The following is a 12,338-nucleotide window of genomic DNA, read 5'->3' on the forward strand; positions in this document are numbered from 1 at the left end:
GCTGCTATGTTGTCCTTCCTGCGGCCGATATCCGCTGTCCGGACTGGCGCTGCCTTCGTCGACTGATCGTCCACATCACTTTATCGGTCGGCGGTTTTCAGTCTGCGCGGCGAATACAAAAAGCCGGCAAGATGCGCCGGCTTTGTTCATAGTCGTGTGCCGGTTGCTCAAGCCGCCGGGCGGATCAGGATGTGCTTCTTCTTGCCCAGCGACAGCTTGATGACGCCATCGGCGGTGATTTCGCCGCTGCCGATGACCTTGCGCTCGTCGCTGACGGCCTCATCGTTGATGCGCACCGCACCGCCCTGAACGTGGCGGCGGGCCTCGCCGTTCGAACCGGCCAAGCCGGCGCGAACGATCAGCGACAGAAGGCCGACGCCCGCATCGATCTCCGCAGCGGGGATATCGACGGACGGCAGGTTTTCGGACAGGCCGCCTTCCTCGAAGGTTTTGCGCGCCGTCTCGGCGGCCTGTTCCGCCGCCGCGCGGCCATGCAGGATCGCGGTGACCTCGGTCGCAAGGATCTTCTTGACCTCGTTGATCTCCGAGCCGGCAAGGGCCGAGAGCCGTGCGATCTCACCCATCGGCAGGGTGGTGTAGAGCTTGAGGAAGCGCGAGACATCAGCATCCTCGGTATTGCGCCAGTACTGCCAGAAGTCGTAGGCCGAGAGCAGGTCGGCGTTCAGCCAGACCGCGCCCGAGGCCGATTTGCCCATCTTGGCGCCTGACGAGGTCGTCAGCAGTGGAGAGGTCAGCGCGAAGAGCTGCGGTGTCCCCATGCGGTGACCGAGGTCGATGCCATTGACGATATTGCCCCACTGATCCGAGCCGCCCATCTGCAGACGGCAGTCATAGCGCTTGGCCAGCTCGACGAAGTCGTAGGCCTGCAGGATCATGTAGTTGAACTCGAGGAAGGACAGCGACTGCTCGCGATCCAGGCGCGTCTTGACGCTATCGAAGGACAGCATGCGGTTGACCGAGAAATGCCGGCCGACATCGCGCAGGAATTCGAGGTAGTTCAGCGAGCGCAGCCACTCGGCGTTGTTGATCATCAACGCATCCTTCGGGCCGTCGCCGTAGGTGAGGTAGTTGGAGAAGCAGCGCTTGATCGAAGCGATGTTGCTTTCGATCGTGTCGATGGTCATGAGCTGGCGAGACTCCTCCTTGAAGGAGGGGTCGCCGACCATGCCGGTGCCGCCGCCCATCAGCGAGATGGCGCGATGGCCTGTCGCCTGCATCCAGTGCAGCATCATGATCTGGATCAGCGAACCCGCATGCAGGCTCGATGCTGTGGGATCGAAGCCGATATAGGCGGTCACCGTTTCCTTGGCGAAAAGGTCGTCGAGGCCTGCTTCATCGGAAATCTGATGAATGAAGCCGCGCTCTTTCAGGGTGCGCAGGAAGTCGGATTTGAACTCAGCCATGATCTTGGTCTCTCGAGGCCGCATAAATGGATCATGCGGCACAATCGCTGTTGTTGAACGTCGCGGCGCGTTTAGCATTGATTTGTGAGCGCGTCACCATTTTGGTTGAGTGCGAATGCCGAGTTTCAGCCCGGTGGAGCGGCGGCCCGGATTTGTAAACCGACGCTTCGCGACGTGAATACATCGTAACAACGCCGCGAAGCCGCCGCGTATTCGCCCAAATCAAATCCTATTCATTTATCGTTGATCCCGTGCGCGCCACATGTTTCCCGAAAGAAACCGGTATGTCACCTCTGCTTCCGATGATGGGATTGTCATTCAAAAAGATGATCTGGGCATTTTTTGCCATAGTGTTGGTTTTGGCTGGTATCGTCGCCGCGAACCCGGCCGATGCGCAAGGTTCCCCTGAAAAGAGAATAGCGCTCGTCGTGGGCAACGCCGCCTACAAGACGGGCGCGTTGCCGACGCCGGCCAATGATGCCGGTTTGATTGCGCAGACGTTGCAGGCTGCGGGTTTCGATGTCATCGGCGCGCGCGACCTCGACCAGAACGGGTTGCGAGATACACTCAGGGACTTCCTGGCGAAAGCGAACGCCTCGGGGCCTGATACCGTGGCTTTCGTCTATCTGGCGGGCTATGGGCTTCAATACCAGGGCGACAATTATTTCGTGCCGGTGGATGCGCAGATCGCCAATGCCACGGATGTTCCCGTCGAGGCGATCCGGGTAACCGATTTCACCAAATCGCTGGCGGCGATCAACAATCGCGGCAGCATTGTGGTGCTCGACGCGGCACGGGCCAATCCGTTCGCGCAGTCCAATCAGCCGCTTGCCGGCGGCCTGACGCTTGTCGAACCCGACGCCAATCAGTTGATCGCATTCAATGCGGCGCCCGGCACCGTCGCGCCGCCGGAAGCAGGTCCCTATGGCTCCTATGCCCATGCGCTGGCGGAAATGATTCGCGTCGGCGGCCTTTCGCTCGGCGACGTATTCGATCGCACGCGCCTGCGAGTGAGCGATCTGACCAAGGGCGCAGAAATCTCCTGGGACGCGTCTAAATTCAACAACGCCTTCACCTTCTTCGATCGTGGACCCGATGCGCCGGCAGCCCAGGTGTCCAGTTACGACAACGCGGCAATCCGTACGAAGGCGATCCGCGATTTCGATGAGAAGGATGCCTATTTTGCGGCGCTCGACCGTGACTCGCTGCAAGGCTACGAGGATTTCCTCGCCGCCTATCCGAACGACTCCATGGCGAGACGTGTACGCGCCATTATCGCTGCCCGTCGCGAGGCGATCACCTGGCGCGAGACGTGGATCGCGGATACGCCGGAGGCCTATTGGTCCTATCTGCGGCGTTATCCACGCGGCCCGCATGTCTGGGATGCCCGCCGCCGTCTCGAGCATTTCGACGCAGCGCTCGAGCCGCCTCCGTCCTTCACCGTGATCGAGTATGACGTGCCGCCGCCACCGCCGCCGGAAATCGTCTATATCGATCGGCCCGTTCTTTATTTCGATGATGCCGATTTCGGCTATGCACCACCGCCGCCGGTTGTTTTCCTGGCGCCGCCGCCGCCGGATTTCGTCGTGTTGGCGCCACCGCAGCCCTCGGTCGACCTTTACGTCCTGCCGGCGCCGGTCTTCGTTCCGGTTCCGGGCTGGGTGCTCCCGCCGCGCGATATCGCCCCGCCCGAAAACAACATCATCTTCAACAACATTCATAATACGGTCGAGAACGATACGGTCATCAACAACACGACCGTCAACGAGAACGGGGCTGCACCTGCGGCACCCGGTCTGACGACAGGGCAGAAGCTCGTCGGCGCAGCGGTCGTCGCCGGCGCCGGTGCGGCGGCGCTGCATGTCGCCCTGCCGCCTTCGGTGCAGAAGGCGGCCGTCCTGCAGAAGCAGAACCCGGCGGCGGTGGTAAAGGTGCCCGCAGGTTCCCCCGCCGCACCCTCGGGGCAGCCGCAAGCCGGAAATGCCGGCGCTCATGCTTTGCCCGGTGCTAATGGTCAGCCCTTGCCGACCGTTGGCAAGACCCCGGTCAATAAGGGGCAGGTGCAGCCGAAGCAGGCGCAATCGCCACAATCCGCGCCCAACACTGTGCAAAATCCGGCTGCTGCTGGCGCGAAACCCGCTCCACTGGGTGCGAATGGCAAAGCGCATGCGCTCCCTGGTGCCAATGGCCAGCCCTTGCCGGCTGCCGGCAAGACCCCCGCCAATCAAGGACAGGCGCAGCCGAAGCCGGCCCCACAGGGTGCGAATGGCAGTGTGCATGCGCTTCCGGGAGCGAAGGGTCCGAATCAGGTCGCAAAGACCCCGGCGCCGCAAGTCGCTCCGAACGCGAAACAGAATTCGGTCGCCACAGGGCCGAAGCCGAATGCCCATGGTCAGACGACAAAGCCAGCGGCGCCGGCTATTGCCGCGAAGGCACCTGCCAAGCCAAAGCCTGTCAACAACAATCAGCCGCACGTCGCAGCCGCGCCCCCGCAGCGTGTGAACCCCGTGGCCTCACAGCCGAAGCCGGCGCCGCACGCAACCGCGCAGGCGAGGGCGCCCGCTCCGAAGCCTCAGGCTCAACCGAGACCGCAGCCCCAGCCGAAGGCTGCGCAGCAGGTCAAGAGACCCCCGCCTGCGCCGCCGAAGCCTCCGGAAAAGAAGAAGTGCGGAGCGCCGGGGCTTCCTGCATGTCACTGAACGGTGATTTTGACTGACGATCCGGGGGGCCGCGTATGCGGCCCTTGCTCTTTGAGCGCCAGCCTATCGCGATGACTGGAGCGGACCCGGTGCGCTTAGTGGCTTGCCGGCTGGTGACCGTCGTGATTGAACATGAGTCGCAAGTTTCATGTGTTACCCGAAAAACAGGCAGACGGATGAGCGACGCCATCATACTCGAAACTCCCCGCCTTGTTTTGACGATGTGGAACAAGGGCGATGCCGAGCTGATCAGGCAGCTGCATTCGACGGTCGAAACGACGCGTTATCTCTCCGGAGCGGCGCCATGGACGTTGGAGAAGGCCGAAGAGCGGCTGAAAAGCTGGTTCGGCGAACAAGCGCGCGACGGGGTGACCAAATACAAGATGCTGAGGCGGGACGACGGCCGCTTCATCGGTCGCGCTGGTTTTTCGCGATTTCACGAGGAAAACGGCCGCGGTGAATTCGAACTCGGCTATTCGATTCGGAACGACGCCTGGGGCAATGGTTACGCGACGGAGATCGCCGGCGCGCTGGCGCAATGGTTCTTGCAGCGTGGCTTGGCCGGTCAGTTCATCGCCTTCACACATCCCGAGAATGCGGCGTCGCAGCGGGTTCTGCGAAAGATCGGCATGCAGGATCACCCGCCGATGGTCATCGACGGGATCTCATGCCCAACGTTCAGAATGGCCCGGTAAAGGCGCTTCTCTTACCGGATGCGCTTGGCGGCCGGTTCCGGCACCAGCTCGCCGTTCAGGCGACGATCGAGATAATCTTCGCATTCGCCCAGAAGCGTGTCGACCTGGCCGTTGAAGAAGTGATTGGCGCCCGGCACGATCTTGTGCGTGATCAGGATGCCCTTCTGCGTCTTCAGCTTCTCCACGAGGCCGTTGACGTCCTTTTCCGGAGCGACCTTGTCCGCATCGCCGTTGATGATCAGGCCGGACGAAGGGCAGGGAGCAAGGAAGGAGAAATCGTAGATATTCGGCTGCGGCGCGATCGACATGAAACCTTCGATTTCAGGACGGCGCATCAGCAGCTGCATGCCGATCCAGGCGCCGAAGGAATAGCCGGCAACCCAGCAGCTTTTGGAATCGGGATGGAGGCTCTGGACCCAGTCGAGCGCCGATGCGGCATCGGAAAGCTCGCCGGCGCCGTGATCGAATTCGCCCTGACTGCGGCCGATGCCGCGGAAGTTGAATCGGAGGGTCGTGAAACCGCGCTTCTGGAACATATAGAAGAGCTGGTAGACCACCTGATTGTTCATGGTGCCGCCAAACTGCGGGTGCGGATGGAGAATAATTGCGATCGGGGCGCTTTTTTCCTTAGAGGGCTGATAGCGGCCTTCAAGGCGGCCTGCGGGGCCGTTGAAAATAACTTCGGGCATCGATACTCCGGCTCTTCTTTTTCTGCGTTCAAACCCAACGGCACGCAGCAAGTTGACTTGACGAATGCGCTCATCTTTTCTAGAACGCAGTTTAGAACAATTCGAAACTTGATGCGGTGTTCCGCGCGTTGTGTGTGCAACGATTTATGGAACGTGTCATAAGGCATGCCCGGCTGAAATTTCAAGGAAAATGAGCCGGACGCAGCAAAGCAACGTCAGGCAGGAAGAAGATCATGGCGGCAACGCGCCTTTATCTCGACTGGAATGCCACCGCGCCGCTTCATCAGGCCGCGCGGGATGCGATGCTACGTGCGATGGATATTCAGGGCAACCCCAATTCCGTGCATGGGGAAGGTAGGGCGGCACGTGCTGCCGTCGAGGCCGCGCGCCGGCAGGTTGCAAGCCTGACAGGCGCTGCTCCGGCCCATGTCGTTTTCACCAGCGGCGCCACCGAGGCGGCCAATATGGTGTTGACGCCGGAGTTTCGCATGGGGCGGACGCCGCTTGCCGTCAGCCATCTCTATGTATCGGCCGTCGAACATCCGGCCGTGCGCGAGGGTGGCCGGTTTCCGAAGGACAGAATCGGCGAAGTGCCGGTGACATCGGGCGGCATGATCGATCTTACGGCCCTTGAAGCGGTGCTTTCTGCGCATGACAAGGCGAGCGGGCTGCCGATGGTCGCGATCATGCTCGCCAACAACGAGACAGGGATTCTTCAGCCTGTCGATGAAGCGGCCAAGCTCGTTCAGGCGGCAGGCGGCATATTCGTCGTCGATGCCGTGCAGGCAGCCGGCAGGGTGGCGATCGATATCGAAGCGATCGGCGCGGATTTTCTGATTGTCTCGTCGCACAAGATCGGTGGGCCCAAAGGAGCCGGGGCGCTGATCTCGCGCGGCGAAGTGCTGATGCCGAAGCCATTGATCCATGGCGGCGGCCAGGAAAAGGGGCATCGCTCCGGCACGGAAAACGTGCTTGCCATCATCGGCTTCGGTGCCGCCGCCGAGGCAGCGCTTGTGGACTTCGATGGCCGCAATGCCAGAATCGGCGCGTTGCGCGATCGGCTGGAAGAAGGCATGCGGCTTGCCGCGCCCGATATCATCATTCACGGTGAGGGCGGAGCGCGCGTGCCGAATACCAGCTTCTTCACGCTGCCGGGATTGAAATCCGAGACAGGGCAGATCGCCTTCGATCTCGAAGGTGTCGCCATTTCGGCCGGGTCTGCCTGCTCGTCGGGCAAGGTCGGCGAGAGCCATGTGCTTGTCGCCATGGGATGCGATCCGAAGCTCGGAGCGCTTCGGATTTCGCTCGGCCCCGCCACGACCGAAGCGGACGTAGATCGCGCCATAGCGGCCCTTGCCCGCATTGCGGGCCGCCGCAAACTGGCGGGTGCCGCGGCCTGACGGCCACAATTTTGCGGAAACGGAAATTTCCGCTTGCCAAGTGGGCTGAAAAGTCCCCTTTGGCCGACTACATAGAGGGTAGACATAAGTCTGCCGCAACGTTGACAAGCTGCCGGACCTTGGATCCGGCGAGATTGGAGAACGAAATGCCTGCAGTCCAAGAAACGGTCGATCAGGTTCGCCAGATCGACGTGGACCAGTATAAGTATGGTTTTGAAACTACCATCGAAATGGACAAGGCTCCGAAGGGCCTGTCCGAGGATATTGTCCGCTTTATTTCCGCCAAGAAGCGGGAGCCGGAATGGATGCTGGAATGGCGTCTTGAGGCGTATCGCCGCTGGTTGACCCTGGAAGAGCCCACCTGGGCTCGCGTCGACTATCCGAAGATCGATTTCAACGAAATCTACTATTACGCTGCGCCGAAGAGCACGTCCGGCCCGACCTCGCTCGAGGACGTCGATCCGGAGCTCTTGAAGGTATATGAGAAGCTCGGCATTCCCTTGCGCGAGCAGGAGATCCTTGCCGGAGTCAAGCAGTCGAGGATCGCAGTCGATGCCGTGTTCGATTCGGTTTCGGTGGTTACCACCTTCAAGGAAGAGCTGAAGAAGGCCGGCGTGATCTTCATGTCGATCTCGGAAGCGGTCCGCGAGCATCCCGATCTCGTGCGCAAATATCTCGGCACCGTCGTTCCGACATCAGACAATTTCTACGCGACGCTGAATTCCGCTGTCTTCACCGACGGCTCCTTCGTCTTCGTGCCGAAGGGTGTTCGTTGCCCGATGGAATTGTCCACCTACTTCCGCATCAACGAGAAGAATACCGGCCAGTTCGAGCGGACGCTGATCATTGCCGAAGAGGGAGCTTATGTCTCCTATCTCGAAGGTTGCACGGCGCCGCAGCGCGACGAAAACCAGCTGCATGCGGCCGTCGTCGAACTCGTCGCGCTCGATGATGCCGAGATCAAGTATTCGACGGTTCAGAACTGGTATCCGGGCGACAAGAACGGCAAGGGCGGCATCTACAACTTCGTCACCAAGCGTGGCGATTGCCGCGGTCATCGCTCCAAGATTTCGTGGACGCAGGTCGAGACCGGTTCGGCCATCACCTGGAAGTACCCGTCCTGCATTCTGCGCGGTGACGACAGCCGCGGCGAGTTCTACTCGATCGCCGTTTCCAACGGCCATCAGCAGGTCGACAGCGGCACCAAGATGATCCACCTCGGCAAGAACACGTCGAGCCGCATCGTGTCGAAGGGCATCGCTGCCGGCGTCTCGCAGAACACCTATCGCGGCCAGGTCTCGGCTCACCGCAAGGCGACGAACGCGCGTAACTTCACGCAGTGCGATTCGCTGCTCATCGGCGACAAGTGCGGCGCGCACACAGTGCCCTACATCGAAGCCAAGAACTCGACGGCGCAGTTCGAGCATGAAGCCACGACGTCGAAGATTTCCGAGGACCAGCTGTTCTATTGCCTGCAGCGCGGCATCCCGACCGAAGCAGCGATCGCTCTGATCGTCAACGGCTTCGTCAAGGAAGTCCTGCAGGAACTGCCGATGGAATTCGCCGTCGAAGCGCAGAAGCTGATCGGCATCTCGCTCGAAGGCAGCGTCGGCTGACGCTCGCATAGAAAATTAGCTTTGGCGCACCAGCCGCGCCCTACGTTCATTCCTTCGTTAGGATTCTACAATGCTTGAAATCAAGAACCTGCATGCCCGCATCGCCGAAGACGGCACCGAGATCATCCATGGCCTGAATCTTACGGTGAAGGCGGGTGAAGTCGCTGCCATCATGGGGCCGAACGGCTCCGGCAAATCGACGCTGTCCTATATCCTCGCCGGCCGCGACGACTATGAGGTCACCGAGGGCGACATCCTCTACAACGGCGAGAGCATTTTGGAGCTCGACGCTGCCGAGCGCGCCGCCAAGGGCATTTTCCTTGCCTTCCAGTATCCGGTCGAAATCCCTGGCGTTGCCACGATGCAGTTCCTGAAGGTAGCGCTCAACGAGCAGCGCAAGGCGCGCGGCGAAGACGAGCTGACGACGCCGGATTTCATCCGCCGGGTCAAGGAAGCAGCGGCCAAGCTGCAGATCAACATGGATATGCTGAAGCGTCCGCTCAATGTCGGCTTCTCCGGCGGCGAGAAGAAGCGCGCCGAAATCCTGCAGATGGCGCTGCTGCAGCCGCAGCTTTGCGTGCTCGACGAGACCGACTCCGGCCTCGATATCGACGCTCTGAAGATCGTCGCTGATGGCGTCAACGCGCTGCGCTCTCCGGATCGCGCCGTGATCGTCATCACCCATTACCAGCGCCTGCTGGATTACATCGTTCCGGACACCGTTCACGTCCTCTACAAGGGCCAGGTGATCAAGTCCGGCGACAAGACACTGGCGCACGAACTCGAAGCCAATGGATATGCCGACATCATCGGGGCTGCGGCCTGATCGGGCGGAAAGGATACGTCGATGAACATTCAGACGACGAACCGCCTGACATCAGCCGAAACGGCGTTGATCGAGGCGTACAACGACCAGCTTGGCGATCTGCCGGGTGACGGTGAAGTTTTCGCCGTTCGTGACCGCCTGCTTGATGATCTGAAGACCGCGGGCTTGCCGACGCGTCGCATCGAGGCCTGGCATTACACCGATTTCAAGAACCTGCTGCGTCTGGTTCCGACCGATATCGGCAAGGGTCTTGCGGAAGCTTTGGCCCCGACGGTGGAGGGGGCTTCGGTGCTTTCCGTTCTCCAGGGCAAGGCGAGCGAGAAGGCTGCCGTCAAGGGGCTGACGATCGGCCGCTACGCCGATAGCCTGATCAGCGGCACAGCCGCCGCCGGTCTGGAGGCGCTCGACAAGGACGATGCCATCGGGCGCATCAATGCCAGCTTCGTGCGCGATGGCTATGTCGTCGATTTCCCTGACGGTACCGAGCTCGACGCGCCGCTGGAGGTTCAGTTCATTCATGCCGGCGGGCAGAATCACAGCCGCCTCCCGGTCTCCTTCGGTGCCGACGTCAAGGCGACGGTCATCGAGCGCCACCAGGCTGTCGAAGGCGCTGCCGCGCTCGTCTCCTCGGTGAGCGAAGTCAAGATCGGCGCGCGCGCCGAAGTGACCTGGATCATCCTGCAGGAGCAGGGCAGCGAGGATACGCATCTCGGCCAGATCCGCATCGATCTGGGCACGGACGCCAAGCTGAGGCTGTTCGTCATCAATGCCGGCGGCAAGCTGGTGCGCCAGGAGCTGTACATCAAGGTAACGGGCGAGGGCGCCGACCTGACGCTGCGCGGCATCAACCTGCTCGGTGGCGATACGCATACCGACGTGACGATGGTGCTTGGTCATGATGTTCCGAACACCGGATCGACCGAAGTCATTCGCAATGTCGTGTTCGACCGGGCGCGCGGTGTCTTCCAGGGCATGATCCGGGTCGCACCGGATGCGCAGAAGACCGATGCCAAAATGGCCTGCAACACGCTGCTGATGTCCGACGATGCCGAATTTTCGGTCAAGCCGGAACTCGAAATCTTCGCTGACGACGTGCAGTGCGGCCATGGCGCCACTGTCGCCGATATCGACCGCAACCATCTCTTCTATCTGATGGCCCGCGGCGTTCCGGAGAACAAGGCCCGCGCCATGCTGGTCAACGCCTTCGTGGCCGAGATCGTCGAGGAACTGGAAGACGAAGCCCTGGTCGAGGCGCTGGAAGGCGTTATCTCTGCCTGGCTGGAAAAGCACGCCTGATTGGAGGCAAAGCTCGTGGACAAGATCATGCCTGCAACGGCCTATGACGTCGAAGCTATTCGCCGGGATTTCCCGATCCTGGCGAAGACGGTGCATGGCAAGCCGCTTGTTTATCTCGACAATGGCGCATCGGCGCAGAAGCCGCAGATCGTCATCGATGCTATCTCGCATGCCTATTCCAGCGAATACGCCAATGTGCATCGTGGCCTGCATTTCCTCTCCAATGCCGCCACCGAAGCTTATGAGGCAGCGCGCGAAAAGGTGCGCCGTTTCCTGAATGCGCCGTCGGTGGACGATATCGTCTTCACGAAGAACTCGACCGAGGCAATCAACACGGTCGCCTATGGCTGGGGCATGCCGAAGCTGAGTGAAGGCGACGAGATCGTCGTCTCCATCATGGAGCATCACTCCAACATCGTTCCCTGGCACTTCATTCGTGAAAGACAGGGCGCAAAACTCGTCTGGGTGCCTGTTGACGACGAAGGCGCGTTTCATATCGAGGATTTCGAGAAAAGCCTGACGGAACGGACCAAGCTCGTCGCCATTACCCACATGTCGAATGCGCTCGGGACCATCGTTCCGGTGAAGGAAGTCTGCCGCATCGCGCATGAGCGGGGCATTCCGGTGCTGGTCGACGGATCGCAGGGCGCCGTGCACCTGCCTGTCGATGTGCAGGATATCGATTGCGACTGGTACGTCATGACCGGTCACAAGCTCTATGGTCCCTCCGGCATCGGCGTTCTCTACGGCAAGAAGGAGAGGCTCGCCGAGATGCGGCCTTTCCAGGGCGGCGGCGAGATGATTTTCGACGTGACCGAGGAAAACGTCACCTATAACGACCCGCCGCATCGCTTCGAAGCCGGCACGCCGCCGATCGTGCAGGCGATCGGGCTTGGTTTCGCGCTCGACTACATGGAGAGCATCGGCCGCGAGGCGATCGCCCGACATGAGGCCGATCTTGCGGCCTACGCGGCGGAGCGGCTGCGGGATATCAATTCGCTGCGAGTTTTCGGCACGGCACCCGGAAAAGGTGGTATCTTCTCCTTCGAACTCGCGGGTATCCACTCCCATGACGTGTCGATGGTGATCGACCGTCAGGGGGTTGCAGTGCGCGCGGGGACGCATTGCGCCCAGCCGCTCTTGAAACGCTTCGGCGTCACCTCCACATGCCGTGCATCGTTCGGCTTGTACAATACGCGTGCCGAAGTGGATGCTTTGGCGGATGCGCTGGAATATGCGCGCAAGTTCTTCGCCTAAGGAGGCAAGCGATGTCACTCGACGAAAGCGAACAGAAGATCGATGTACGCGAAGGGATCGTGCATTCCAGCATTCCCGAGGGTGAGCTGGCTCGCCTCAGCGACGACATCATCGCCGCGCTGAAGACTGTCTACGATCCGGAAATTCCGGCGGATATCTTCGAACTAGGTCTGATCTACAAGATCGATATCGAAGACGACCGCATGGTGAAGATCGTCATGACGCTGACCGCGCCCGGTTGCCCGGTTGCCGGCGAGATGCCGGGCTGGGTCGAAAACGCGGTCGGCGCGGTCGAAGGCGTTTCCGGCGTCGACGTCAGCATGACCTTCGATCCGCCGTGGAGCGCGGACCGCATGTCGGAAGAAGCGCAAGTGGCCATCGGCTGGTATTGAAGCTTTAGGCCGCCGGCTTTACATTAAGACTCGAAGCGCCGGAT

At 61.0% G+C, this 12,338-nt stretch carries 10 protein-coding genes; 8 read left to right on the top strand and 2 right to left on the bottom strand.

Annotation, left to right across the window (positions count from 1 at the left end; translation table 11 throughout):
- Nucleotides 1-167: 167 nt before the first annotated feature.
- Entirely contained in the window at nt 168-1,424 is a 1,257-nt protein-coding gene (gene tyrS / locus FHT28_RS23410; RefSeq protein ID WP_047638217.1) for a tyrosine--tRNA ligase, read from the bottom strand.
- 284 nt (nt 1,425-1,708) lie between these two features.
- Between tyrS and FHT28_RS23415 the strand changes: the two genes are divergently transcribed.
- Both FHT28_RS23415 and FHT28_RS23420 read left to right on the top strand, forming a co-directional pair.
- Nucleotides 1,709-4,123, top strand: a complete 2,415-nt coding sequence (locus FHT28_RS23415; RefSeq protein ID WP_168597489.1) for a caspase domain-containing protein — start codon at nt 1,709-1,711, stop codon at nt 4,121-4,123.
- Between the two features lie 176 nt (nt 4,124-4,299).
- Nucleotides 4,300-4,818 carry a GNAT family N-acetyltransferase gene (locus tag FHT28_RS23420; RefSeq protein WP_168597490.1) on the top strand — a complete coding sequence of 173 codons (519 nt, stop codon included), beginning with the start codon at nt 4,300-4,302 and terminating at the stop codon, nt 4,816-4,818.
- Between the two features lie 11 nt (nt 4,819-4,829).
- Here the strand turns inward: FHT28_RS23420 and FHT28_RS23425 are convergent, their stop codons facing one another.
- Nucleotides 4,830-5,507: an alpha/beta hydrolase gene (locus tag FHT28_RS23425; RefSeq protein ID WP_034504875.1), complete on the bottom strand. Its 678-nt coding sequence runs from the start codon at nt 5,505-5,507 to the stop codon at nt 4,830-4,832.
- Between the two features lie 233 nt (nt 5,508-5,740).
- On the opposite strand from FHT28_RS23425, the gene FHT28_RS23430 reads away from it, so the two are divergent.
- The 6 genes from FHT28_RS23430 (at nt 5,741) to FHT28_RS23455 (ending at nt 12,294) form a co-directional block, all read left to right on the top strand.
- On the top strand, nt 5,741-6,907 hold the full coding sequence (locus FHT28_RS23430; protein WP_168597491.1) for a cysteine desulfurase family protein: 1,167 nt from the start codon (nt 5,741-5,743) through the stop codon (nt 6,905-6,907).
- A 146-nt stretch (nt 6,908-7,053) separates the two neighbouring features.
- Nucleotides 7,054-8,523, top strand: coding sequence for a Fe-S cluster assembly protein SufB (gene sufB / locus FHT28_RS23435; protein WP_168597492.1), 1,470 nt, complete (start codon nt 7,054-7,056; stop codon nt 8,521-8,523).
- 70 nt (nt 8,524-8,593) lie between these two features.
- Nucleotides 8,594-9,349: a Fe-S cluster assembly ATPase SufC gene (sufC, locus tag FHT28_RS23440; protein WP_037202319.1), complete on the top strand. Its 756-nt coding sequence runs from the start codon at nt 8,594-8,596 to the stop codon at nt 9,347-9,349.
- 21 nt (nt 9,350-9,370) lie between these two features.
- Nucleotides 9,371-10,645 (top strand): Fe-S cluster assembly protein SufD, encoded by a 1,275-nt coding sequence (gene sufD / locus FHT28_RS23445; RefSeq protein ID WP_168597493.1) that lies wholly within the window; start codon nt 9,371-9,373, stop codon nt 10,643-10,645.
- Nucleotides 10,646-10,660: 15 nt separating this feature from the next.
- Nucleotides 10,661-11,902, top strand: a complete 1,242-nt coding sequence (locus tag FHT28_RS23450; RefSeq protein ID WP_037202829.1) for a cysteine desulfurase — start codon at nt 10,661-10,663, stop codon at nt 11,900-11,902.
- A gap of 11 nt (nt 11,903-11,913) precedes the next feature.
- A complete protein-coding gene (locus FHT28_RS23455; protein WP_034504882.1) occupies nt 11,914-12,294 on the top strand; it encodes an SUF system Fe-S cluster assembly protein in 381 nt (126 codons plus the stop codon).
- The last annotated feature ends 44 nt before the right edge of the window (nt 12,295-12,338 follow it).

It is taken from the genome of Rhizobium sp. SG570 (genome assembly GCF_012275345.1).
GTDB lineage: Bacteria > Pseudomonadota > Alphaproteobacteria > Rhizobiales > Rhizobiaceae > Rhizobium > Rhizobium lusitanum.